This is a genomic window from Methanosarcina sp. (genome assembly GCF_028693135.1).
Taxonomy (GTDB): domain Archaea; phylum Halobacteriota; class Methanosarcinia; order Methanosarcinales; family Methanosarcinaceae; genus Methanosarcina.
In genome coordinates, this window is sequence record NZ_JAQUVZ010000004.1 from 1 (window position 1) to 24,868 (window position 24,868).

Consider the following 24,868-nt stretch of genomic DNA (forward strand, 5'->3'; position numbering starts at 1 on the left):
AAAGACCTACGATGAGATGGATATTTTTCAATTTTCAGGGAATTACAGAACTTAATACTCATAATGAAGGTGAAATAGAGTCAGAAATATTGAATATGGAGGATATTCACTGGAAGATATTGAGTCTAATGGGAGAAAAATATGAAAATATCTATCTCTAATTACGTTAACCTGCCGAAGGCAGGATTTATATATTAGAAATTACTTTAATTGCATCTACACGACTGAGACGTGTTCAAAAATGCCAAGATGGCGGAGCGGCTACGCAATCGCCTGCAGAGCGATACCATTCCGGTTCGAATCCGGATCTTGGCTTATTATCTTTTAATAACTGATTCAACCTAAAACTATATATCCAATAAAGTTCTTTAAGAGAATCCACCTTATGCCAAGATGGCGGAGCGGCTACGCAATCGCCTGCAGAGCGATACCATTCCGGTTCGAATCCGGATCTTGGCTTTTTAACTCCTTCTTTTTATCAAACACTTCTTGTTCTCAGATATTTTCTTTTTCTTAAAACATTTTCTGCTTTTCTTTTGAAATTTTTTACATCCTCTTATTTTTTGCTTGATTCTCGAATTACAGTTTTAATTTGGTCTTTTTATATCAAGAGAATACTAACTCTGGACATGGACCTTGATGAACTCATGCGGAGGCTTTTCGAACTTTATCCTGAGGGCTATACTGATGGCCCAAGAGACCCCTTTTTTGTGTTAATCTCCACTGTCATGTCCCACAGGACCCGGGACGATGTAACCTATCCTGCAGCAAAGAGGCTTTTTGAGAGGTTCTCAACCCCTGAGGAAATGGTCGGGGCTGATGTTGAAGAGCTTGAAACGCTCATAAAAGATGTGGGCTTTTACAGGGTCAAAGCCGGGAGGATAAAAGAGATTTCCAGGATTCTGCTTGAGGAATACAATGGCAGGGTTCCGGATGAGATGGACACTCTTCTGAAACTACCCGGAGTCGGTCGGAAAACAGCTAACTGTGTACTTGCACACGCATTCCTTAAAGATGCCCTTGCGGTCGATACACACGTTCACAGGATTTCGAACAGGCTTGGTCTGGTTGAAACGAAAGCTCCTGAAGAGACCGAGATCGAACTAAAAAAGATATTTCCTCAGAAGTATTGGAAACATATAAATCTCTTACTTGTAAAATTAGGGCAAAATATTTGCCGGCCTATTTCTCCCAGATGCGGAGTTTGCGTCCTGAACGATATGTGTCCTAAAATTCTCCTTTGATAGGGAGTTTTTAGAAACTCTGTAATTATAGAATCAAAGCGCGGAGAACCTGTACGCTATCTAAAAACTGTTTGGGATGATACAAGATTATTTATATCAGGCTGGCGTTTAGCAGGCAAAAGGGTTATTCTATCCCTCAGTCCAACGACAAATTCGTTCTCAAGCAACTAACTATCAAATATACTAATCTACTATCAAATATTCTAATCTAACTATCAAACATTCTAATATAACTATTAAACATTCTAATATTATTTTCATCGCATTTACGAGGTTAAACATGTTTCAGATAGGAGAAGCATTAATGGGGCAGGGCGCAGAACTTGCCCATGTTGATTTGATGATAGGAGACAAGGGAGGTCCCGTAGGGCAGGCTTTTGCAAACGGCCTGACCCAGCTTTCAGCCGGACACACCCCTCTTCTGTCCGTTATAAGGCCAAACCTGCCTGCAAAACCTTCAACCCTTATTATCCCGAAGGTTACTGTAAAGAATATGGAGCAGGCATCAAGAATTTTCGGGCCTGCCCAGTCAGCAGTTGCAAAGGCAGTAGCAGACTCAGTAGAAGAAGGCGTGATCTCAAAGGATCAGGCTGAAGACCTTGTCATTGTAGCTAGTGTCTTTATCCACCCTGATGCCAAGGACTATAGCAAGATCTACAGGTACAACTACGGCGCCACAAAACTTGCGCTCAAGAGAGCACTTGAAGGCTTCCCGGACATCAACACTGTGCTTGAGGAGAGCAACAAGTCCACCCACGCTATCATGGGCTTTAAAGTCATCAGGCTCTGGGATCCACCTTACCTGCAGATTGCTTTTGATAACCCGAACCTCGAGTTCGTGCTTTCGGCTATTTCCCAGATCCCGAACAGTGACCATGTCATTATCGAAGCAGGTACCCCCCTTATCAAGCGCTACGGCATGGACGTGATTTCCAAGATCAGGGATGTCAAGCCCGATGCCTTTATTGTTGCTGACTTAAAGACCCTGGATACCGGAAACCTTGAAGCAAGAATGGTTGCAGACGCTGCAGGCGATGCAATTGTGGTTTCAGCCCTTGCTCCGATCAGCACCATTGACAAGCTCATTGAAGAAGCCCACAAGACAGGCATCTATGCGGTCATGGATACTCTCAACCAGCCCGACCCGATTTCGGTCTTAAAGCAGCTCAAGGTCATGCCTGATGTCATTGAACTCCACCGTGGAATCGATATCGAAGGCACAGAACATGCCTGGGGCAATATTGACGATATCAAGAAGGTTGCTCCAAAGGCCCTGGTTGCAGTTGCAGGTGGAGTCCGTCTCGACAAGGTGCCGATAGCCCTTAGCCAGGGTGCTGATATCCTTGTGGTCGGACGTGCTATCACCAACGCAAAGGACATAAGGGATATGGCTGAACAGTTCATTAACAGCCTTAACAAACCTGAAATAGACCAGTTCAGAGTCATGACTGACTTCTGAGCAGGCTTTAAAAATTTCCCGAAAAAGCTGCCGAAAAAACTGCCAGAACGGTTTGTTATATAAGCTGCTAAAAAAGCTGCTAGTAAACCAACTTTACGGCAAAATCTCCGGCAGAAACTATTGAAGAAAGTGTGGTTTTTCACGCTTTTTTCTTTTTCATTTCATTTCATTTCATTTTCTTTTTCATTTCATTTTTCAGGAGGGGATTTTTCCTGGGTTCACCATTCATTCTACTGAACTACAAAACTTATTTGCAGGGCACAGGCCACAGTGCAGTCGAGATTGCAAAGGCCTGCAGAGCCGTATCCGAAGAATCAGGTATCGAGATTGCAGTAGCTCCTCAGCTTCCGGACATTTACAGGGTAGCCTCTGAGGTTGAACTTCCGGTTTTCTCCCAGCATCTGGATGGGGTAGGAGCAGGAAGTTTTACGGGGCATGTTTTCGGAAAATGCATAAAAGATGCAGGAGCTGTCGGGACTCTTATTAATCACTCTGAAAGGCGTCTGACCCTTGCAGAAATTGAGGCCTCCTTGAAGGCGGCAAAAGAATTTGGACTCAGGGCAGTTATCTGTACTAACAACGTTCCCACAACTGCAGCAGCCGCAGCCCTCGGGCCCGATTATGTAGCAATCGAACCGCCGGAGCTTATAGGCAGTGGAATTCCTGTCTCAAAAGCCGACCCTGAAGTTGTAAGTGGCTCGGTTGAAGCAGTTGCAAAAATCAATCCCGGAGTAAAAGTGCTTTGCGGAGCTGGAATTTCAAAAGGTGAAGACCTCAGGGCAGCTCTTGACCTTGGTTCGCAGGGTGTACTTCTTGCATCTGGAATTGTTAAAGCTGCAGATCCCAGGGCTGCACTTGAAGACCTTATCAGTTTGATTTAAGTTTTCTTCCAGAACTTCATTCCCAGAAAGAAGAAAATTTAAATCAAAGACGGATAATCCCTAAAAATCAAAGACGGATAATCCGTAATAATGAACACACCTGGATAAAAAAGAATGCGGCTTTTTCAGCCGCCTTTTTCTTTGCAATTCTTTTCAGGACTTTTGAATCACTGATAAGCCAGAATAAGAGGCTTAACCGCTTTCTGATCCCCTATTTCAATAAGAATCAGGGCGGTCTCGTCCTTCACTTTCTGGTCTTCTGTTTTCAGGTTTTCTATAAGAGGGTCAACTGCCGGTTCTCCCATATCTATCAGGGCCTCTCTGGCACTAACTCCAAAGTCTTTATCTCCCAGTTTTTCTACAAAAAACTCTGCAGTTTCCTGGCTCTTTGTTTTTCCAAGAGCAAGGAGGGCTCCGTTTCTGATTCCCTTATCCATTTTCTGGTTGTCAAATGCAGTTCTAAGGGTATTTACAGCTTTAGGGCTTCCTATGTTCCCAAGAGCTGAGGCTGCAGCTACCCTGACCTCAAGCGTTTCCTCATTATCGTTTAATACGCCGATTAATGCTTCCGTAGCCTCAGAGCCTCCTATTCCTCCAAGGGCAAGGACAACGCTTTTTCGAATATCTGCATTTGTGTTCACGGTATCTTTTCTTCTTCCTTCAGCCTCTTTTACGCTTTCCAGGACGTCTATCAGGGGTTCTACCGCGGATTCGTCCCCCATTCTACCAAGTGTGAGGGCTGCATTACTTCTTACCGTAGCTTTCGTGTCTCTCAGCCTCTCGATAAGATAGGGTACGGCTTTTTCTGACCCTATTTTCCCAAGGGCGACTGCAGCGCTGCTCCTGATATAATCTTTCTCGTTATTTTTCATTTCTGTCATCAGGGTATCTACTGCTCTTTCATCTCCGATTTCTCCAAGCGCCATAACTGCACTGTATTTCGTCAGAGGGTAATCCCGCAGTAAAATCGCTATTAAGGAATCTATTGCAGCTATTTCCTTTTTTTCTCCAAGAGCCATTGCAGCTGCAACTCTTACGTTTCCGTTTTCACTTTTAAGGGCTTTAAGAAGTATTTCGTTTTCGTTTCCTGTTTCACCAGAGCCGAACTTTGAAAGTACAAAGGAAGTATAGAGAGTTGAATTCTGTTCTTCGGCATTGAGGGCTTCTTCAAGAATATCCGTGTCATCCTGGTATTCACTATTAAGGGACTTTGCAAGGCTTTCTCGCATAGCTTTATCTTTTGCTTCTATAGTCTGAAGAATATCTTCTGAAACTTCTTTCGGTCTCTGTCTCCCGTCTATACTTTCGTCTGGAGTCTTACTTGAAGCCTCTTTTTCTCCAAGGCTTCCTGATAGAATATTTTCCGCTCTTTCATCTCCGGTTTCAAGAAGTGCAAGAAGCATATAACTTTTTATCTCTCCAGAACTCGAATTTCCGGCTTCAATTTTTTCGATAAGAGAATCGGCTGCAGGCTCTCTTAATTTTCCGAGTTCGGTTGCTGCGTTAAATCTAGTTTCACGGTCACCAGTTTCCAGCTTATTCATGAAATTTATGATCATATTTTCGCTTGAAACTCCAGCTACTGCTGTGGTGTTTGTTGCATTTTCATTTCTTTCCATAAAATTATCACCGCTTAAAACAAGCGAAATAAATGTGGAAAGAACGATAAGTGCAAATAAAAGAGAAATTTTCAATTTGACCTGTGACATTATGTTTTGTATTTATTTATTTATTGTTTATATCCATTTCTCTGCTTATCAATGTACAACTCAAAGGTAAGAGTTCTTTTCATTGGTCATCGGTTAAGGAATTTTCTTGCCTGAAGTCTATCGATTTTGTACCAGAAGTCTGCCTCAAATGTTGCCCTTATTACCTAAAATCGATACCCTTCTCCAGCCCATATTCGGTTAATATCCTGGATAGCTGTTGTGGAAATAGATGCAATTTATCATGATTCCTCACTTAACCGAAGACGCATGGAGTTCGTTTACTCCTTCATACTTTGGTTTTTCTCTCTTTCCCGGCACCCAAGCCCACAGAGAAGGTCTGTCACCTCAGTTTCGACAGAATCTGCATTACAATCTCCAAAAATAGTTATCCTGTAAGTCACGCCGAGCCTTTCGGCCCATCTTCTCTTATTTTCAGCTTCTGTCCCCCCTGCCCCATGGTAGATATCACTGATTTGACAGGCTACAAGATGTGTGTTTGTACTTACAGCTCCCAGGACAACTTCAGGATCGGCGCCTTTGGGGATCAGGACCGAAATATCCCTGGTCGCATGCATCAGATTTTCTTTTCTCCATTCCCTCAATTCGGATTCTGAAAGGAGGCGAAGGTTTTCAAGCTTGAGTTTTATGAATTTATTCTTTATATGAAGAGCGGTGCCTTTTGAGGCAATTTTTGTAAGAATCACCTCATTCGGGCCAACCTTTTCCAGTGTACCGACATGGACCTTTCCGGAATAAATGTGAGAAAAGCCGATGACTTTTCCGACAGAGTTCAGGATAGTCTCATACTCGGTTATTCTGGAGTTAATCAGCTTATCCGACCTTCGCAGGGCATGGGCTGTGTCATCATACTTTCGGGCAGCAGCTTTCATTTTTCTTACAAAGCCCTCCTCATCATGAGCCCGCACAAGGCTGGAAAGTTCCTCACATTCCTTTATATATGCCTCATGCACCTCCAGAATACTCGGGTTTTCCATCTGGATCAGGGCGTAGAGGTAGGGATTCTGGCCAAGAATCCTGCCCACAAAGTCAAGCATTATACTGTAAACCGGACTTACGAATTTCCTGGATTTCTTGATATCAAAGTCAAGCCTGTCAATGGTTGTTCCTATGGCGATATAAGCAAAATGAGTAAGCCCCTGTACTACTGAGACTAGCCCGTCGTGTTCGGCTGCAGTCGTGATTTCAACATGTGCGCCGCTTTCCTCAAAAAGTTGCCTGATTACCGGAAACCATTTTTCCGAGTGCCCTCTCACCGGGACAAGGATTACGGTTTGTCCCCGGATGGTGGGAATTGTGGGGCCGAACATGGGGTGCATCCCAAGAATCTCAACTCCGGCAGGTGCAAATCTCTGCATGGCTTCAACAGGTTTTACCTTGATGGAGGTAAAATCCATAAGGAGGCTTCCTGCTTTCATCTTCGGGGCAACTTCTTCAATAGTTTCTTCCGTTGCGTTTATTGGAACGGATACTATCACTATATCATTTTCAGGGATAGCTGCCTCAAGGTCCGAAGCAAAAGGTACATTCAGTTTCCTGGCGATTTCCACCTTGCCCCCTTTTCCCCAGACTGTAACCTCATAGCCTCTTTCTTTAAAAAAACGAGTGAACCACTGCCCCATCTCTCCGGTTCCGCCAAGGATCAGAACCTTTGTTTTTCCGGAACTCTGTTTCTCAGGGTCTGTGTTCATGCCTGCAGAGCCTCCAGTACGGTTTTTTTCATGAGTTCTACTGGAGGTTCAACTCCTGTCCAGAGTTTGAAAGCTTCTGCTCCCTGATAGACGAGCATTAAAACCCCGCTAACGGTTTTTGCTCCTGCAGCCCTGGCTTCCTTTAAAAGCCTGGTCTCAAGCGGGTTATAGACGATGTCAAAAACAGTAAGGTCGCTGTGAAGTTCTTCTGCGGTTGCAATAGTTGTATCTATGTTTGGGCGCATCCCGAGAGTTGTGGTATTGATCAGGATATCTGCATCCTTCAACAGTTCTTTTAAACCTGAAAGCCCGGTCACACTTATTTTTCCCGGAAGGGCTGCAGCCGAAACATCTCTTGCAAGTTCTACTGCCCTTTCTTCTGTTCGGTTTATTATGGTGATTTCGGCACCGTCGGCTGCAAGCTGGAAAGCAACCGCCCTTGCTGCTCCTCCTGCCCCCGCAACCACCACTCTAGACCCCTCTATTTCCACTGCAGCATTCTGAAGTGCCTGCCTTGCTCCCAGTCCGTCAGTGTTGTACCCCCGGATTTCTCCTGTTTTTCCGAAGACTACAGTATTTACTGCTCCAATTTTCTTTGTAAGAGGATCTGGCTTGATGAAATCCAGTTTCAGAGCTTCTTCTTTTAATGGGACTGTCAGATTAAGTCCTCCAAATCCCATAGCTTCGGCTCCAAGGAGTGCTTTTTCCAGTTTTTCCGGGCTGACCCTGAAAGCGTGATAGACACAGTCCATTCCAAGGGCTGAAAACGCTGTATTATGCATGGCAGGGGAAAGGGAATGACCTATAGGATCTCCAAATACGCCAAAAACTCGCTTCATTTTAACATTTCCATTATCTTCTTTACGTCGTCTACCGGAAGCTGGCCCGGGGCTGCGGCTGTACTGCTTTCTACCGAAGCGTATGTCAGGACCGAACCATAAAGAGGGGCAACTACCCTTGTGTGTTTTCCCGGCTTGCCCATTGCAATGGTGCATATTGATTTTCCTGCGTTCCTGAATTCCAGTGTAACTCTCAGCAGATTAAGAACATCTTCCATTGACTGAGGCATCACTGCAAGTTTGGCAATATCCGCCCTGACAAGAAACATTTCTGCAAGAATGGTTTTCATTTCCCGGGGAGACGGAGTTTTTGAAAAATAGTGGGAAGAAACGATTACGGTTTTTCCGTGATCTTTAGCCGCTTTTATAACTTTATCTCTTTCTTCCCGGCTGGCAGAGAGTTCGATATCAACGGCATCCGGCCCTTCTTCAAGGGAAAATGGGTATTTCAGAAGCCCTGTCAGAAGTTCTGTTCTGTCTTCCTCTGCCCCCTCCCAGTTTCCCCCTTCTGCCCTGGAACGGTTGGTGGCGATTACAGGAAGCCCGGCTTCGGATTTGATTTCCCTGATTATTTCTGCGGCTCTTTCCAGATCCCTGATTCCCAGCAAATCCAGTCGGATTTCAAGGATATCAGCTCCCTTTTTAGCTGCTTTTTTTGAAGTTTCAAGAGGCTTTTCAAGGATTACTGCAACAACTGCAGCTTTTTTTTTAAGGTCAAATAGGCCTATTTGCGTCATTGCTCGCTCCGGGTCCGGGAGTTAAGGAATCTGGTTACTATTCAGTTTTCCCTGGTTCATTTCTCTATGATTGTCTCTTCAATTTTTTTGCCGAAATGCCTGGCTCCTTCCTCGAGGCGGACCAGGACCTCATCTCCTTTCTTTAGTTTTGCAACTGAGATAGGGCTTCCATCTTTTCCTACCAGTTTGATGGTTTCGGCATTTTGCAGGATCGCAGTTAAAGTTCTGTCTCTGGCTTTTGCTTCTATTAACATGAGAGGGCGGCTTTCGATCTTTACTCTGCCAACTATACCTTCCCGCTGTTTCCCTTTTGAGTCTACAATAGTTACGGCATCTCCGGTCCGGAGTTCCGAAAGATAGCGGGTTTTATCCCCAATTTTGATGTAAGAGTGAACCGCACCTGCATTTACCCTGAAGGGACGGGCTGCCACGTAAGGGCTTTCATCGGACTCCGAGTTTACCAGGAACATCCCGCCGGCCTGTGAACCTATGAGCATGCCTTCTCCACGCTGCATGAGATTGCATGTATCCACGCAGACCCGGTCTCCCATTCCGAGGGGTTCTACTCTGGTTACAACCGCAGCCTCAAGTTCGGCACTTTCGCTTTCCAGTTCTCTTGCAGCCTTGATCGTATCTTTTATTTCCTGAGGGTTTCCACTATCCAGAAGGACCCCATCAGCTCCTGTTTCAAGAGTCTGGAAGGCGAGTTTTGCTTCCTCTGCACTTTTTACTCCGAAAATGATCTTTACCTTCTCTCGCTGGAGATCAGCTATCAGGTTCTCGAGAGGGATGACTTTCCAGTCAGTACCTGTAACAAGCAGATAATTGCAGATTTTTCCCATTTCGGCTGCGAAGCGTTCATAATGTTTGTCCTTTATGATTACGTATCCGCCTACGGTTAAGCCTTTTTCCATGAGCAGGGTTGCTGCGTTTACGTCTAAAGAACCAGGAATTTCCAGGGGCAGGGGTTTTGTCCCGTCACCTTCTCCTCTCTTTCCTACGATCACGATGTCAGCTCCGGATTTGTTGTCGCGGGCAAAGGCTGCTACTGTAATGTTTCCCAGTTCCCGGACTTTTTCCACCTCTCCCGGGTTTACCAGTATACAGTCGGCTCCGGATTCCAGGCCTGTCGTGATCCTCTCTTTCTGTTCTTCCCATCCGCCTTCATCGGCTTTTATCCAGACGCTTTTCTTTTTCAAAGGCTTTCAACCCCGTTCATAATTCTGTTTTTTATTCCAGCTTTAATCCGGTATTTTTTTTGTTTTTATTTTCAGTCGAATACCCCGCTAGCTTGCTGCGGGGATGGAAAACTTCCCCGGTAACCGTTAATAATAATATGATTTATCAATTCAATTTTTTGGTTGTTAACTCCTGCTCAAACTAAAGTTTTTAGGGTTATTGTCTTCTTTAACGGAATTTGGAGCGGTGGCGCGAACATACCCCGTTGCTTGCGGCGGGGTGCGCCAGCGCAACTTTGATTTCGGGCTTAATTTTGCTTCTCAATATCATTTTTACTTTAACTGTTCCAGAGCTTCTTCTACAGGCCTTCTATGGTGCACGATTTCGCAAATAGCCCGGGTCAGCCTGACAGGATCACGGTGCTGGAATACATTTCTTCCGATTGCAGCTCCTCTTGCTCCTGCTTCCATTGCCCCGTCAATCATTTCCAGAAGTCCCAGGTCGGTTGAGGTCTTCGGCCCACCTGCAATTACTACCGGCACAGGGCAGCCCCTTACCACGTCTCTGAAACTGTCAGGATCTCCGGTGTATACGGTTTTTACAACGTCAGCCCCCAGTTCAGCTCCAATCCTGGCAGCATGTGCCACATTTACAGGATCGTGGGGATTTGTGATCTTTTTACCTCTTGGGTACATCATAGCGAGAAGAGGCACGCCCCATTCCGTGCAGTCCCTGGAGATTGTTCCAAGCTTTTCTAGCTGGTCGGTTTCTGTATCAGACCCTATGTTGATATGCATGGAAACTGCATCAGCTCCCATCTTTATCACTTCTTCAACAGTACAGACCTGTACCTTGGCGTTGGGGTCAGGGCTCAGAACAGAAGAGGCACTGATATGCACAACAAGCCCGATATCATGGCCGTATCCTCTATGCCCGTACCTGACCATACCTTTCTGCATGAGAACTGCGTTTGCTCCTCCTTCGGCAACCCTATTAACTGTATCGGTAATGTTGATAAGCCCCTCAATAGGTCCGTCGGAGAGCCCATGATCCATGGGAATAATGACCATGTTTCTGCTCTCTCGATTCATCAGCCTTTCTATGCGTATTTTTTTGCCAATTTCTGACATTGTGGTTCCCCTAAATTCTGAATTGGTTTCCTTTATTTGTACTTTTTATTAATTTTTGTTAATCGACTCGTTCTAGCGTGCTAGTATGTCACATACTAACACACATCTCATATTTAAACCTATTCAATAACTATTCAAGCCCTGACCCCTGTCAAGTTTTCCAGTCACTATGTGTTTGTTAGATTGCAACCAGTGAACTAATCTGTACATCTATGTACTATAATGTTCAGTTATTAAAGTTTTCTATTATTTGACAGTTTATTCTGGTTAGATGGTTCTGCCTCATTTCAATTCCTGTATTTTAATTCCTGTAGTTCAATTCCTGTGATAGTGACCCTGGGGTATCTTCTCTTTTTGAAGTTGCTGCATGAGCCTAAAAACTGTGGATTTGAAGAGTCCGAAAAGAGTAAGAAAAGAGTAAGAAAGATCTGAAGTAAAGCCAGGAAGATACAAAAATTAAAATAGGATAACACGGGCTAAAATAAGAGAACATAGGCTAATAGAATAATCTCAGAGCTAAGAATCATTTCATATTTGTAAAAAGGAACGGAAGGAACTATGAAAGAATTAAAAATCCTTGTTGTAAATAATTACGGACAATTTTGTCACCTTATTCACAGAGCTGTCCGGGATCTTGACATGGATACAAAAATTATTCCCAATGTAACCCCTATAGAAGATATTCTGGCAGAAGAGCCTGACGGGATGATCCTGAGCGGAGGGCCGGAGATGGAAAGGGCAGGTCTTTGTTTTGACTATGCCCGGGAAATCGATATCCCTATTCTGGGGATCTGTCTCGGGCACCAGGCAATTGCCCTGGCTTACGGGGGACACGTCCATGCAGGGAAAAAAGGCGGGTATGCCGAGATTGAAATAGAGGTCATTGAAGAAGATGACATACTCAGGGGACTTGGCCCAAAAACAACTGTATGGGCTTCCCACGCTGACGAGGTTGCTATTCTTCCTGAAGGCTTTATCCATCTTGCCCGTTCAGATGTCTGCGAGATTGAAGCTATGCGGCACCCAACAAAACCGATTTATGGTGTTCAATGGCACCCTGAAGTTTCCCACACAAAGAAGGGAGAAGAGCTGCTGATGAACTTCTTTGAGGTCTGTGATCAGTACTGATATTTCTCTAATTCTATAACCAGGGCTCTAAACGGATCAGGGTTCTCTAAAAGGATTATGCTTCTCTAAAAAAATCTGAATTCTATGTGAAAATCCTGTAAGTTTTAAGAATCACAGAAAAAGCTGCAAAGATAATAAAAGTATAAAGAAAAAAGAAAGTATAAAGAAAAATGAAAAAAGTCCCGGGATTATTACATCCCCATTTTCTTCTTCATCATTTTCTGAATATTGAATTTTCCGCCTCTAAAGCCTTTCAAAGCCGTCTGCATGGTTTTGTGGTACTTCAGAAGCTCTCTTATATCTTCCGGGCTGCAGCCCGAACCCCTTGCGATTCTCTTGATCCTTGAACCACCTATAAGTTTGGGGTCTGTCATTTCCTCTTCTGTCATTGAGTCCATGATGACCTTGTAGTTTTTCATCTTGTCACTGGTAGCCTGGAACATTTCGTCTGAGAGCTTCATGCCTCCCATGCCTCCCATACCCATTGGGAGCATTGACATGATCTGTTTCAGAGGCCCCATCTTATTCATTGCTTCGAGCTGCTTGTACATATCCTTCAGGGTGAAGCGTCCCTGCATAAGGGCTTCAACATTTACGTCTTCTTCACTCAGGCTCTCCTCTGCCTTTTCCATCAGGCTCTTAAGGTCTCCCATTCCGAGCAGCCTCGAAATAAACCTGTCAGCTTCGAACTTTTCAAAGTCTTCCGGGGTTTCCCCAACTCCTATAAAAGCAATCGGAGCTTTTGTTTCGGAAACGGCTGAAAGGGCTCCACCACCTTTTGCTGTTCCGTCCAGTTTTGTGATGATAACTCCTGTGATCCCCACAGAGTTATTGAAAGCATGAGCCTGCTGGCTTGCCTGCTGCCCTATGCCTGCGTCCAGAACCATGAACTTGTGGTCGGGTTTTGCAACAGCATTGATCTGTTCCATTTCTTCTATCAGTTCGGCTTCAAGAGCGTGCCTGCCCGCAGTGTCTACAATTTTTATATCGTATTTATCAAGTTCTTTAAGGCCGTTTCTGGTAATCTCGATGGCATCGGGGTTTCCTTCTTCCCCGTAAAATGCCACATTAAGCTTTTCACAGAGGGTCTTGAGCTGGTGGTAGGCCCCGGGACGGAAGGTATCTGCGGCAATAACTCCTGCTTTGAGTCCCTTTCTCTGGAAGTAGCGGGCAAGTTTTGCAGTACTTGTAGTTTTTCCGCTCCCCTGCAGCCCCACCATCATTATGGTCTGGGGTTTGAGCTGTATCTCCGCTCCCTTCCCGATGATTTCCATCAGTTCCTGATACACAATGCGGATTACATGCTCCCTCGGATTCATACCCGCAGGAGGTTCTTCTTTCATTGCACGTTCTTTGATTCTCTGGGACATCCCCATGACAAGTTTTACGTTAACGTCGGCCTGGAGCAGAGCCCGTTGAATATCCTTTACCACTTCGTTGACCGTGCGCTCATCAATTCTCCCTGCGCCGATCAGTTTCTTGAGTGCCCCCTGTAAGGAGTCTCCGAGTTTTTCCATTACCATATGAGAATCGTCCTGCTTAATTTTGAGAATGGATAAAAAGGTAGTTTAAGTTCTGTTTATTAGCCTGTGCAAGAAGGTTATTTTTTCCTGCGTTTATTTTTTCCGAATATCAGAAAGTGGTTTTTTGAATTTATTTCAACCTGTATAAAATTTATTTCAATCCTGTATAAGAAAGTGATCTTTACTTAATAAGCCTTTGAGTTTCTTACGCTTTAAAAAGGTATGATAGAACGCATAATATGGGATTGATTAGTCAAGATATGATTGATTAGTCAAGATATTATTGATTAGTCAAGATATTATTGATTAGTCAAGATATTATTGATTAGTCAAAATATGATTGATTAATCTGGGTATAATGAGTGCCCGGATATAAAAAATAGAGGTATGGTACAAAATCTGAGCTAATGCAAAATTATCGGGTACGGAAAAACGAAACCAATTTTTAAAAGAATTGTAGATAGCGGGGGATGGATTCGAACCATCGGTCTACGGGTTATGAGCCCGTCGGGATCTCCTGGCTACCCCACCCCGCTACGGGGCTTTTCGATTTATTTTATCCAAAAGGATAATTATCAGGAAAAGAGTTATCTGAAATTTCTCTGATAGCGGGGGATGGATTCGAACCATCGGTCTACGGGTTATGAGCCCGTCGGGATCTCCTGGCTACCCCACCCCGCTACAGGGTTTTAGGTCAGGCACCTTGCCTGAGACAACTACCTGAACATACTAACGATTACTTATATACTTTTCGCTTGACCCATCGATCTTTCCGGGAAATCTGGAAAATTTATGGTCTGCTTTAGAGGCTTCACAGTCTCAATCCAACGTTTCATATTTTTTTATTTCTTGTTTTGCTAGCTAACCGGGACTTTTCGGGAAAGATATTTGAAAGCTGGAGCCCCACATTATATTATGACAAGATGTTTGTTTTGCGGAGCTTATTGTGAAGTAAAATGCGGAGTCTACTGCGAAAGCTATCCAGGAAACCCGGAAGAAAAAGAACACAGGGAAGATGTAAATATACTCGGGTGTACCCAGATAGGCACGTCGTACGTCTGCGACAGTTGCCTCAAAGACTTAAAACAGGCTCTGGGGATCCCGTGAGCCCGCTGGAAAACGAGACTATTGCTGCCTGAATATAATTTTTTTATGCCCTCACTCTCTTACTTGAGATAAGAGAAAAAAGGAAGTAGAGGCTTGAAAAGAGATAATGCAGTTCAGACCACTTCAACATTAAGTGTAAATTTGTTTTCCGTGCCAGTTTCATTTTCCCAGGACCTTCTATATACCGCTGTTACCTGCTGGTCGCCTTCGGAATCGGCTTTGATTTCCCACAGATGAACCCCTCCAGCACCAATAAGAGGCTGTTCCCCTTCTTTCAACTCCGGAGGATAATATATTCCAGAGACATTAGTGGTGTTGAGTCCCTGGCTCAGGTTAAGTTGCCAGGAATAGCCTGTAGTCGGGTTTTCCTTAAGTCTCAGGTAAAAAGTCTCTCCCTTTTTGAGACTTATAGTTGTTCCGTTATTAGCTTCGGTTATAATCTGCTGTCTCGGTGGCATAGGGCTTGTCGGTCCATCTAATGTATTATCAATAGCAAGCTCAAATGATCCGGTTACCCCGTTTACATTTACAGTATAGTTTCCGGCGCTGAGTCCCTGGACTTCAAGAGGAATCGTTTTTGTAAAGTTCTCTATAGCCTGGGTACACATTGCATCTGTTGGGCGCTTCGTCGTGATGTTGATATTGAAAGTGTTTCCTTCCCTTTCAGGCTTTATTTCGTCAATCTCAGTGCATCCGTCAGGCAGGTAGCCTTCTGCTATCACGTGTATCTGTACGGGAAAAGATTCAAGAGTCAGAATCTCGACACTTTCCACGTTTGCCATACCATATGTGTATTCTTCCTCAGTGGTATTATTCTGCCCATCCCCAACACAGCCGGAAAGAGCAACTGTAAAGATCACGAATAGGATTGTTGCCAGTCTCACAGTTTTTATAGAACTGCTATTAGAACTGCTATCAGAATTGATATTTATCCTTCTTTTCATTTATCTTCCTCTTGCTTCTTCTAATTTATATATGGAAGGATAAGCCTGTTTGAATTTATCCTTTGCTTAAACTTCAGTTCTGTTCGCAGCTTTAACAGTAAGTTTATTTTTTCTGTTTTAATTAAAAATAATCCTGCCACTTATTCGAGAATACATAGTCCTGTGATTTTAAAATTATATAAACTACATCTCTTATCTTTAAAATAAGTGTTTTTGCAAACAGAATCGAATATCCGGAATTGGCATTCAGGGAGGCTTTCAATTTGAATTCGCAAAAAATAACTACAATAGGCGCAAAGTGCAGGTTGAAAGAGGGGTTAAAAGAAGTATCCGTAGCAGGCTTTGTTTTTATCTGGTGCCAGTTGACATTTTTGGTGGGATTCAATTGAGGATTGTGGTTATCACACAGGGCATCACGCAAGTTCTACAATCAGTTATAGAATCGAAACACAAAGTAGTGGGAATTGTTGATTGTGCTCCAATAAACGAACCAAATAAATTTATTAGAGCCGCAGGAAGGTTTCTTACAGGTATTCACTATTCGTTTACCTCAAATCCTTTAAGCTTAAAACTTTTTTCCCGAAAACTGCAGATCCCTTATTATTATCTCAGAAAAGGGGACAGTAAGGGTCTGGAAATATGGGTCAGGAGGGTAGAACCTGATCTTATCGTTATATATTCTATGTCTCACCTGTTGAAGGAGAATATCTTCAATATTCCTTTATATGGTACTATTAACATTCATTATTCGTACCTTCCGGAGTACAGGGGACCAAATCCGCTGTTCTGGGAATATTATGACTATATACTCGATCTCGGTGTAACCCTCCACTACGTGGATAAGGGAGAAGATACAGGGGACATAATCTGCCAGGAACGTGTAATTATAAGCTCTGGGGAGAAACTTGAAGAAACCGGTCAAAAGTTAGTCTCTACCGGGATTAAACTACTCTCAGAGGCGATGGAAGCTCTTGAAAACGGAAGCGTTGGGATTAAACAGCAGCCAGTTGACACTCCAACCCCAAGGGCCAGAAAAATCAAACCCGAAGAATATAATAAGCTAATAAAGTGGGAGGATTGGGGTGTAGAGAGGGTCTTTCATTTTTTAAACGGCACTCCGAAGTATCATTCTGCTCTGTTGAAGAAAAACAGCCTGTGCAGGCTGGGGTTCAGTATCAGGGTTCTTGATTACGAAAACTGCAATACTTTCGGATATAAAGTTGGCAACCTCTATAAAGATAAATCCATATATTTTTTCGCCTGTAAAGACGGAAAAATATATGTTGAGATAAAACCTTTCCTTGATAACCTTTTTGCCAGGATTTATCCCTTAATCTCCTGAGCCTGCTCTTTATAATGGAGAATAAGGTCTTCAGCCCACTTCAAAGGAGCAGGTTCAAAGCTTATGACCCTCTCCTGATCATAGGCTCCTTTCCATGTAAGGAAATCAGCCATCATGAAATGTTCAGTTTTTGTCAGCATGGCTATTTTTATTTCGTCAGCGCAGACAAAAAGTCTCTTCTTTTCCTGGGTCAGATAAAATTTTAGTTCTTTCTTAAAGTCGTTTTTCAGCCTTTCATAAATTTTTTTTGTTACTATAAGGGTAATTTCGACATCGTTATTCTCAGTCCTCAGAAACGTTTCTGGAAATACCGGATGGAATATCGAAGATAGATGAAGTATGTTTTTTGATTTTTCCACGTTTTCCAGAAACACTGCAGGAGTCTCAAAAATTTTATTGGGGTCGGGGTTTACAAGAGAATAAGGTTCTAATTCGTTAAGTCTCTCAAGAAAGGCTGGAGGCAAACCACTCAAATCACGCTCCTGCCAGAAATCCTTATGTTCCTCAATAACCCCAAGAATGTCAAGCAGGGGTTTCATTTTTTCTACAAGGACTTCTGCCAGGGGGGTAAGCCTGTATTCCTTATCATCCTGCAAAACCAGAAACTCCTCCTTTAATTTTTTGATCTGGGGAAGCATCCCTGTTGGGGTAACATCAAGAATATCTACTATCTCTTCTAGTGTTTTCCCACCGTTTCTTAGAAGGAGCATAAGATCCCTTCTTTTCTGGGACATAAAGAGCAGGTCTATCAGTATTTTATCCATTGCACTCACTTTCCATACTCCCTTTTCTACTGGAGAATTTATACTGAGAAGCGTAAAATCCATGAAATCTTTATTTCAGGGGATATAAGTGTCAACATCGTCAACATCGTCAACATTCTTTTAGTCATCTTTTTCCTTAATATTCTAAACCCAATTAATATATATTACATAATTTTTCATCCCTGGGACAGGGAGTAGGGCTTGCGTGACTTGTCTCATTAGGCGGAGGGATGACTCAAGAAGCCACTCAGTCTTTAGCTGAGGGGTAGTTGACTTTTGACTCCTCCTGAACGCATGACGTTTTCTAAAAGGGGTCTGTCTTTCCGGAAATAGTAATTGAAGGTTTTTAATTTAAAGGTCTTTAATTTAAAGGCTTTTTTGAAATAATATTTTAATTGCATCAAATTAAACCGGCAAGGCTTTTTAATTTGTTTTTAAAGCATTTCTTTTTTCAGTCTTTTTCTGAACTATTTTTTTAATAAAATAAGAAAACTTAAAGTCTATGGTCTGAATTATATAATCTCGAAAGTGGAGCCTGGAATGAGTGCTCCTTAAACAGTATATTTCCTTGCAATGTACCGGGCTCCGGATCCGGGAGGGTTTTACATAGAATCGTTTAGATGTGTGCTTACTAACTGGGATTACATTTACAACCTGTGCCGAAACATCTCAAGAGAAATCAAAAGTTCGGGGTATGAGCCGGACGTTATTATCGCGCTTGCTAGAGGAGGCTGGTTTGCAGGACGGGTTCTATGTGATTTTCTGGGGCTTGATGACCTGTCCAGTCTGAAAATAGAGCACTACATAGGGACTGCAGCCATTGACACTGGCGAACCCTATATACGATATCCCCTCTCAAACAACGTAATGGAAGGCAAAAAAGTGCTTATCGTAGATGACATTGTAGATACCGGGGAAAGTATGATAAGTGCTAAGACTTACGTAGAAGGCAGAAACCCCAAAGAGGTTCGAACCGCTTCCTTACAATACCTGGGGAGCTCGAAAATCGATCCTGATTATGTGGGGGAGCGGCTCGAAGATTGGGCCTGGATTGTCTATCCCTGGAACTTTATGGAAGATATGATCAGTATTCTGACAAAAAGCATGAGAAAATACCCTAAAAAACTCTGGAGCCTTGAAGATTTTAAACACAGCCTCTACGTGAACCATGCTCTTGATCCAGTAGTTTTTGAAATCACTCAACCTGGCAGGCTTCAGGAAATTCTGGAAGAAATGGTTCGAATCCATAGAACCAGTTCTGAGGTTATTGAGGGGAAAAAGTACTGGAAACTTCTATAACAAGTTCGGCTATTAGTTTGTTTATCAGTAGTTTGTTTATTGGTAGTTTGTTTATCAGTAGTTTGCATATCGATGGCTTACTTTAGATATCAGGAGAACTAAGAATTATGCCTTCTGCAGAAAGCAGGAGGGTTGCAGTCGATAAGGACAAAAAGCCTTCCTGTCGAAAACAAATCTTTCGTTTAAAGCTACTAATAAAAAAGTCGTAAATACAAATATACATATTTATTAACGGTATCTATTTAAGAGACCATTTAAGGTATACGATATAAGCGTCAATCTAGTATAAGAGTAAATCTCATATTCAGAGTAAATCTCATATTCCTTTAAGTCACCCGTTTAAGTTACCTATTTTAATATCAATTTAAGAAATGTATCTAGGTAAGCTATTTACTGTTACGGTCATAAAACTTGCAGCAATTAAGTTCATATTATTGATTACCGGTGAACTCATGCCCCATAGATGTACCAGATGCGGAACCATTTTTGAAGACGGGGATTCTGTAGTCCTCAGCGGCTGCCCGAACTGCGGCTGGAATAAGTTCCTCTACGTGAAAATAGAGCCAGAAGGTTTGGAACACCAGGGAAGGCCTCCTCTGGAAGAACAAAAACTGGATCTTGAAGCCTCTCTGGATGAGGTTGTCAGGAACATTGACGAGGCCCTTGCATCCGGAGAAAAAGATAGGGGGCAGCAGTCAGAAAATGAAAATAAACCTGATGAAGATAGGGTGGAATCTGTAAGGATTCTCGGCCCTGGCTCTTATGAACTTAATCTGGATTCCCTTTTAGAGCGAAGAGAACTTGTTATGGCAATCAGGGAGGAAGGTTCATATGCCCTCCATTTGCCCTCTGTTTTTAACCAGCAGAAGGAAAGAAAAAAAGATAAATCAAAAGCAAAAAAGCAGAAATAATTTCAGATATTTACTTCTTTTGTCAAGCTTTCCATTTTAAACCCTTCTTCAAAACTCTCTAACTTTTATTCATTATATCTTTTTTAAGTCTAATGTTTATATTATTTCTATTCTCCGATGGGTTTTTATTTTTTTATTGATTCAACAGTTCAAATGTGTAAAAACATGAAATGAAATAACAACCCAACTCTCTAAACTATGAAGTTATTCTATAAAGAACAAAGTTCTTCTACAAAGAACTCATATACTCTTTTTGTTGGACGATTCGATCTTTATCATCTTGGAGTTTGGGGATTCAAATGAAAGTAGATAGTACAATAGTAGTACTTGCAGCCTTCCCGGCACCAGTTGCTTTTTCAGGATTTCTGGTTTTAACCGATGACAATAGTAAAGCTAAAACTTCTGAATATACTGGAACGCAACTTGATAAAATTGCTTCCAATGAAAGTTCGTTCAAGGAATTTTCTTCAGAATCGTTGAGTTCGGGCAACGAAATTTCCTCTCCTGAGATTAGCGTGGAACCTGGAATTTACAGGTGTGAGATTACTCTGGACAACAATTTTTCCTTCGAACAGGAAGTAAGGGCTGAACATGCTACCGAGCCTGGCTCCTCTGAAAAACTGCGTATTGACCTCATAGACCACCCGGAATATCCGATAGATATCGGGATTGAATCTGCTTGAGGGGGTTCAATACATATGCAGGAAAAAACAAAAGGTGTAATTGCAATCATCATTGGCATGGCAGTATTATACTGTGCTTTTCCTTTTTTCTATGAGACTTTCAATTATTATCCTCCCATGAAAGAAGATATGCCTTACAGAAAGACTACACAGATATGGAACACTTTTACAAATCAAAGAGTAACCCTTGACACTCAAATTCCTTCAATACCTGTAAATCAGTTCCCTATGTATCAGGGGAAATCTTCCTCAAGCACCCTGAATGTCAGTTTTATTTCCTCGAGTGAGTCTTATAATAACATATATCCCGGAGAAATCTATTTTCTTGTCGCGAATAATGAGATTGTGGAAAGCAGATTTAACTTAACCGATAGTGCTACAGGTTTGAAACCCATAAAAATAACCAGTTTCCAAACAGCGGGTTTCAATGACTCAGGTAGTTTCAATGACTCGGGTAAATACATAATCCAGCAGGTAAGAAACAGAAATTTCGTCGCTCAGAAAGGTAATCTGCCAAGGTTTTCACTTGGAAGGGTCAGGATCACTGATGTAAAATTTGTTTATTTCAACGGTTTTGACACTTATCCCTACAGATATGAAGGCCAAACTAAATATTACCCCGCCTGGAAAATCACGGCTGAAACCTCAAATTACGGGGATGAAGTTTTGATGATTAAGGCATTTTAAGTTTGGAAGCGAGGAGGCACAGCGTGAAGTCCCATTCTTCTCCTTCATCAGAAGGCAGATGGGGTAGTTCACCGAGCTAAAGAGTAAAACATTTTAGTAAAATCTTTTTCTCCCAGTTTAGTAATTCCTTTTAATGACCTCATCTTCGTTTTTTTCGTTCATCTATTTTTTAACAAACAACTTTTCCTCTCATCTATTTTTTAACAAACTGATTTTCCTCTCTACAGTCCCTGATAATACTGAAAAAGCTGGTACTATCGGGAAATTTCTGCTAAATTCCTGGGGAATTTCTTATATTATCAGCTTTACAGAAAATTTTATATACAATTAGTGCTAACTAATGGTTACTAACTATTGTGCATTAGCAATATTTAGTATTCTTGTCAGGGATTTCCGATAACTTCTGTCATACGAACTCATAAATTTTCTTTACCGGAGATTTGAGTAGCAGGAAGACAACAATTCAAACGAACTGTAGAAAGGATCTAAGCTACTATTTAATCTATGTTAAATATAAAGTATATATCATAATAATTATTACAAAAATATATAAAAAATACAATTCAAAACTTATCACTAATTATACATCATAATATTTCAATAATTACCAGAGGGAAAAACATGGACCCAGCAAAACTACTTGACATCCTGGGGAATGAAAACCGCAGGAAGATTATTCAGCTTCTTGCAAACCGCCCCTGCTATGTCAGTGAAATTTCAGGCAGGCTGGGGGTCGGGCCAAAGGCGATTATCAGTCATCTGAGCCTGTTAGAACAGTCAGGGCTGATCGAGTTCAGTGTGGATGAACAGAGGCGCAAGTACTTCAATATTGCAAATAACATGAGGCTTGAGGTGTCCGTATCACCTTATGCGTATACAGTGTCTCTTCAGGACATTAATTTTGACAGGGAGAAAAAAGGGGAAATATCTGCTGTCGAGAAGAAAGAAACTGTTGTTAGAGATGAATCCTCCTGCTTCTTCCTGAAACTTAGCAACGAGCTCCGGGAACTTAAAGTAAAGCAGGAAGAGCTTGTGCAAATGCAGAAACAGCTACAGGTTGAATATATGGAACTGATGGACCGATGCCTGGACTCAGTTGAAGAGGTTGCAAGAAACCCTGTAGAATGCGAGCTCCTGTTTGAGCTTCTGAAAAACGAGGCGACAGTGGCTGTCCTCTGCTATAACCTGCGCCTTCACCCTAGTATTATTACATCTAACCTTGTGGATCTGGAAGAAAGAGGGTTTGTTGAATACACGATTAAAAATAACCAGCAGTACTGGAAAGTCTGTGAGACGGAGGTTGAGAAGAAATGACTGAAGAAATGAATCTGAGAGTCGCTGAAGCGTATCATAAAGATGTGGGTAGGGGAATTGCAAGAATTGATACCCGTTTGATGCAGCAAATGGATCTTGTGAGCGGAGATATAATTGAAATCTTAGGTAAATCCAGGACTTATGCAATTGTCTGGCCTAACGTCGAGCATGGGCAGGAGAACAGGATCCGAATAGACGGAAACCTGCGCAGTAATGCAAAGGTTGGAATTGATGACAAAGTTACAGTCCAGAAGGTCGAGGTAAAACATGCGCAAAGGGTCACACTTGCTCCATCCCAGCCTGTCCGGCTTGTGGGTGGTGCCCATTACATCCTGAGAATAATCGAGGGCAGACCTCTGAACAAAGGTCAGCAGATCAGGGTTGAAACTGTAAATAACCCCCTTACTTTCGTTGTAGCATCTACAAGACCCGCAGGGCCGGTTGTCGTCACCAAAGACACTGAAATTGTTATCAAGGAAAAATCAATTGAGGAAATCCAGGCTCCGGAAGGCATCTCATACGAGGACATCGGGGGGCTCAGGCGGGAAATCCAGCTTGTCAGGGAAATGATTGAGCTGCCAATGAGGCACCCTGAACTCTTCCAGAAGCTGGGGATCGAGCCTCCCAAAGGGGTCCTTCTTCACGGGCCCCCCGGAACGGGCAAGACAATGATTGCAAAGGCAGTTGCAAGTGAAACTGATGCCAATTTCATCACCATAAGCGGGCCTGAAATCGTTTCCAAATATTATGGAGAAAGTGAACAAAAACTCCGTGAGATCTTCGAAGAGGCTGAGAAGGATGCACCTTCCATTATCTTCATAGATGAAATTGACTCCATTGCTCCCAAACGCGGTGAAGTAACCGGAGAAATGGAACGAAGAGTAGTTGCCCAGCTGCTTTCCCTGATGGACGGGCTCCAGTCCAGGGGGGAAGTCGTGGTCATAGCTGCCACAAACCGTCCGAATTCCATTGATGAAGCTCTCCGCCGCGGCGGAAGGTTTGACCGGGAAATTGAAATTGGAGTTCCTGACCGGAAAGGCAGAAAGCAGATTCTTCTGATCCACACCAGAGGTATGCCTCTTGAAGATGAAGTGAACCTTGGTGAAATTGCAGATGTGACCCACGGTTTTGTGGGAGCTGACCTGTCATCTCTCTGCAAGGAAGCCGCTATGCATGCCCTTAGAAGGATCACCCCTGAAATCGATATTGAAGAGGAGATCCCACAGGAAATCATTGACAACCTGGTGGTTACGAAGGAGGACTTCAGGGAAGCGCTGAAGAACATCGAGCCTTCAGCCATGCGAGAAGTCTACGTTGAAGTTCTGCATGTGGGCTGGGATGATATAGGCGGGCTGGAGGATGCAAAACAGGAACTTCTCGAGTCTGTGGAATGGCCCCTCAAGTATCCCGAAATGTTCGCGGCTGTCAGTATAAAGCCCCCGAGGGGTATACTGCTTTTCGGGCCTCCGGGTACGGGCAAGACTTTGCTTGCAAAAGCTGTTGCAAGCGAAAGTGAAGCCAATTTTATAAGTATAAAAGGCCCTGAACTGCTCAGTAAATATGTGGGTGAATCCGAGCGTGCAGTTAGGGAAACATTCCGAAAAGCAAAGCAGTCTGCTCCGACTGTAATTTTCTTTGATGAAATTGACTCCATTGCTCCTCAAAGAAGCTCTGTTTCCGATACCCACGTCTCCGAAAGAGTGGTAAGCCAGATCCTGACAGAACTTGACGGGGTAGAGGAACTCAAGGACGTGATCATAGTTGCTGCTACAAACCGGCCGGATATGGTAGACCCAGCCCTTCTGAGGCCTGGCCGTTTTGACAGGCTTATTTACATCAAGCCGCCTGGCAAAGAAGGCAGGGAGAAGATCTTTGAGATCCACACAAAAGAAAAACCTCTTGCAGAAGACGTAAACATCTCCGAGCTTGCTGATATGACCGAGGGATATGTGGGTGCGGATATCGAAGGCATCTGCAGGGAAGCGGCAATGCTCGCCCTCAGGGAAATAGTTACCCCGGGTATCGACCGAAAGGACCTCCAGGAAAAGGTAGGAGATGTCCGGATTTCCAAAAAACACTTCGAAAAAGCAATCCGCCGTGTAAGGCCTACAACATCCAGAGAAACCCTGAGTGTGTATGAAAAGAGCGCCGAACTCTTTGCCAGGTATGCAACTAAGTTTGAGGAAGAATCTCCCGAAGCAAAAGAACAGACAAAGGAAAGCGAGGAAAAAGAAGTTCCGAGTTTTCTACAGGCTAAATGAGGTTTTGCCTGACATGCC

Annotated in this window: 22 protein-coding genes, 4 tRNA genes and 1 pseudogene; 16 read left to right on the top strand and 11 right to left on the bottom strand. The window is 43.1% G+C overall.

The window, feature by feature from the left end; genetic code table 11:
* The 6 genes and pseudogenes from PHF18_RS02760 to tpiA all read left to right on the top strand — a co-directional run.
* Nucleotides 1-161, top strand: a pseudogene (locus PHF18_RS02760) (IS1634 family transposase); the annotation flags it as partial.
* An 82-nt stretch (nucleotides 162-243) separates the two neighbouring features.
* A tRNA-Cys gene (locus PHF18_RS02765) sits at nucleotides 244-315 on the top strand.
* Nucleotides 316-387: 72 nt separating this feature from the next.
* Nucleotides 388-459 (top strand) — tRNA-Cys (locus tag PHF18_RS02770).
* Between the two features lie 170 nt (nucleotides 460-629).
* Nucleotides 630-1,244, top strand: a complete 615-nt coding sequence (gene nth / locus PHF18_RS02775; RefSeq protein ID WP_300098012.1) for an endonuclease III — start codon at nucleotides 630-632, stop codon at nucleotides 1,242-1,244.
* 280 nt (nucleotides 1,245-1,524) lie between these two features.
* Nucleotides 1,525-2,703, top strand: a complete 1,179-nt coding sequence (locus PHF18_RS02780) for a bifunctional 5,6,7,8-tetrahydromethanopterin hydro-lyase/3-hexulose-6-phosphate synthase (RefSeq protein ID WP_300098015.1) — start codon at nucleotides 1,525-1,527, stop codon at nucleotides 2,701-2,703.
* A 212-nt stretch (nucleotides 2,704-2,915) separates the two neighbouring features.
* Nucleotides 2,916-3,584, top strand: a complete 669-nt coding sequence (gene tpiA, locus PHF18_RS02785; protein ID WP_300098383.1) for a triose-phosphate isomerase — start codon at nucleotides 2,916-2,918, stop codon at nucleotides 3,582-3,584.
* Between the two features lie 167 nt (nucleotides 3,585-3,751).
* On the opposite strand, the gene PHF18_RS02790 is transcribed toward tpiA, so the two are convergent.
* From PHF18_RS02790 to PHF18_RS02815, 6 genes are all read right to left on the bottom strand, one after another.
* Nucleotides 3,752-5,203 carry a HEAT repeat domain-containing protein gene (locus tag PHF18_RS02790; RefSeq protein ID WP_300098018.1) on the bottom strand — a complete coding sequence of 484 codons (1,452 nt, stop codon included), beginning with the start codon at nucleotides 5,201-5,203 and terminating at the stop codon, nucleotides 3,752-3,754.
* Between the two features lie 368 nt (nucleotides 5,204-5,571).
* Nucleotides 5,572-7,002 carry a prephenate dehydrogenase gene (locus PHF18_RS02795; RefSeq protein ID WP_300098020.1) on the bottom strand — a complete coding sequence of 477 codons (1,431 nt, stop codon included), beginning with the start codon at nucleotides 7,000-7,002 and terminating at the stop codon, nucleotides 5,572-5,574.
* On the bottom strand, nucleotides 6,999-7,841 hold the full coding sequence (locus tag PHF18_RS02800) for a shikimate dehydrogenase (protein WP_300098023.1): 843 nt from the start codon (nucleotides 7,839-7,841) through the stop codon (nucleotides 6,999-7,001). The genes PHF18_RS02795 and PHF18_RS02800 overlap by 4 nt, the downstream gene beginning before the upstream one ends.
* The gene (gene aroD, locus PHF18_RS02805) at nucleotides 7,838-8,578 is read right to left on the bottom strand and encodes a type I 3-dehydroquinate dehydratase (RefSeq protein WP_300098025.1); all 741 of its coding nucleotides are present in this window, start codon (nucleotides 8,576-8,578) and stop codon (nucleotides 7,838-7,840) included. The genes PHF18_RS02800 and aroD overlap by 4 nt, the downstream gene beginning before the upstream one ends.
* 56 nt (nucleotides 8,579-8,634) lie before the next feature.
* Nucleotides 8,635-9,777, bottom strand: a complete 1,143-nt coding sequence (locus PHF18_RS02810) for a 3-dehydroquinate synthase II (protein ID WP_300098028.1) — start codon at nucleotides 9,775-9,777, stop codon at nucleotides 8,635-8,637.
* A 312-nt stretch (nucleotides 9,778-10,089) separates the two neighbouring features.
* Nucleotides 10,090-10,887: a 2-amino-3,7-dideoxy-D-threo-hept-6-ulosonate synthase gene (locus PHF18_RS02815; RefSeq protein ID WP_300098030.1), complete on the bottom strand. Its 798-nt coding sequence runs from the start codon at nucleotides 10,885-10,887 to the stop codon at nucleotides 10,090-10,092.
* 558 nt (nucleotides 10,888-11,445) lie between these two features.
* On the opposite strand from PHF18_RS02815, the gene PHF18_RS02820 reads away from it, so the two are divergent.
* A complete protein-coding gene (locus tag PHF18_RS02820) occupies nucleotides 11,446-12,015 on the top strand; it encodes a GMP synthase subunit A (protein WP_300098033.1) in 570 nt (189 codons plus the stop codon).
* Between the two features lie 191 nt (nucleotides 12,016-12,206).
* Here PHF18_RS02820 and PHF18_RS02825 read toward each other — a convergent pair whose 3' ends face one another.
* The 3 genes from PHF18_RS02825 to PHF18_RS02835 form a co-directional block, all read right to left on the bottom strand.
* Nucleotides 12,207-13,538, bottom strand: coding sequence for a signal recognition particle protein Srp54 (locus PHF18_RS02825; protein WP_300098035.1), 1,332 nt, complete (start codon nucleotides 13,536-13,538; stop codon nucleotides 12,207-12,209).
* 461 nt (nucleotides 13,539-13,999) lie between these two features.
* Nucleotides 14,000-14,074, bottom strand: a tRNA-Met gene (locus PHF18_RS02830).
* Nucleotides 14,075-14,144: 70 nt separating this feature from the next.
* Nucleotides 14,145-14,219, bottom strand: a tRNA-Met gene (locus PHF18_RS02835).
* Between the two features lie 234 nt (nucleotides 14,220-14,453).
* Here PHF18_RS02835 and PHF18_RS02840 point away from each other — a divergent pair.
* Nucleotides 14,454-14,645, top strand: a complete 192-nt coding sequence (locus tag PHF18_RS02840) for a hypothetical protein (RefSeq protein WP_300098038.1) — start codon at nucleotides 14,454-14,456, stop codon at nucleotides 14,643-14,645.
* A gap of 113 nt (nucleotides 14,646-14,758) precedes the next feature.
* On the opposite strand, the gene PHF18_RS02845 is transcribed toward PHF18_RS02840, so the two are convergent.
* Nucleotides 14,759-15,589: a protease inhibitor I42 family protein gene (locus PHF18_RS02845; protein ID WP_300098040.1), complete on the bottom strand. Its 831-nt coding sequence runs from the start codon at nucleotides 15,587-15,589 to the stop codon at nucleotides 14,759-14,761.
* A 263-nt stretch (nucleotides 15,590-15,852) separates the two neighbouring features.
* Between PHF18_RS02845 and PHF18_RS02850 the strand changes: the two genes are divergently transcribed.
* Together PHF18_RS02850 and PHF18_RS02855 are read left to right on the top strand one after the other, a co-directional pair.
* Nucleotides 15,853-15,978, top strand: coding sequence for a hypothetical protein (locus PHF18_RS02850; RefSeq protein WP_300098043.1), 126 nt, complete (start codon nucleotides 15,853-15,855; stop codon nucleotides 15,976-15,978).
* Between the two features lie 5 nt (nucleotides 15,979-15,983).
* Nucleotides 15,984-16,931, top strand: a complete 948-nt coding sequence (locus PHF18_RS02855; RefSeq protein ID WP_300098386.1) for a formyltransferase family protein — start codon at nucleotides 15,984-15,986, stop codon at nucleotides 16,929-16,931.
* Here PHF18_RS02855 and PHF18_RS02860 read toward each other — a convergent pair.
* Nucleotides 16,913-17,695: a winged helix-turn-helix domain-containing protein gene (locus tag PHF18_RS02860; RefSeq protein ID WP_300098046.1), complete on the bottom strand. Its 783-nt coding sequence runs from the start codon at nucleotides 17,693-17,695 to the stop codon at nucleotides 16,913-16,915. The two genes, PHF18_RS02855 and PHF18_RS02860, sit on opposite strands and share 19 nt — an antisense overlap.
* A 573-nt stretch (nucleotides 17,696-18,268) precedes the next feature.
* Here PHF18_RS02860 and PHF18_RS02865 point away from each other — a divergent pair.
* The 6 genes from PHF18_RS02865 (at nucleotide 18,269) to PHF18_RS02890 (ending at nucleotide 24,850) form a co-directional block, all read left to right on the top strand.
* Nucleotides 18,269-18,994, top strand: coding sequence for a phosphoribosyltransferase (locus PHF18_RS02865; protein ID WP_300098048.1), 726 nt, complete (start codon nucleotides 18,269-18,271; stop codon nucleotides 18,992-18,994).
* Between the two features lie 452 nt (nucleotides 18,995-19,446).
* Nucleotides 19,447-19,905, top strand: coding sequence for a Zn-ribbon domain-containing protein (locus PHF18_RS02870; RefSeq protein ID WP_300098389.1), 459 nt, complete (start codon nucleotides 19,447-19,449; stop codon nucleotides 19,903-19,905).
* 299 nt (nucleotides 19,906-20,204) lie between these two features.
* A complete protein-coding gene (locus PHF18_RS02875; RefSeq protein ID WP_300098051.1) occupies nucleotides 20,205-20,588 on the top strand; it encodes a hypothetical protein in 384 nt (127 codons plus the stop codon).
* Between the two features lie 15 nt (nucleotides 20,589-20,603).
* A complete protein-coding gene (locus tag PHF18_RS02880) occupies nucleotides 20,604-21,275 on the top strand; it encodes a hypothetical protein (protein ID WP_300098053.1) in 672 nt (223 codons plus the stop codon).
* Between the two features lie 621 nt (nucleotides 21,276-21,896).
* On the top strand, nucleotides 21,897-22,589 hold the full coding sequence (locus tag PHF18_RS02885) for an ArsR family transcriptional regulator (RefSeq protein ID WP_300098056.1): 693 nt from the start codon (nucleotides 21,897-21,899) through the stop codon (nucleotides 22,587-22,589).
* Nucleotides 22,586-24,850 (top strand): CDC48 family AAA ATPase, encoded by a 2,265-nt coding sequence (locus PHF18_RS02890; protein WP_300098059.1) that lies wholly within the window; start codon nucleotides 22,586-22,588, stop codon nucleotides 24,848-24,850. The genes PHF18_RS02885 and PHF18_RS02890 overlap by 4 nt, the downstream gene beginning before the upstream one ends.
* Nucleotides 24,851-24,868 lie beyond the last annotated feature (18 nt).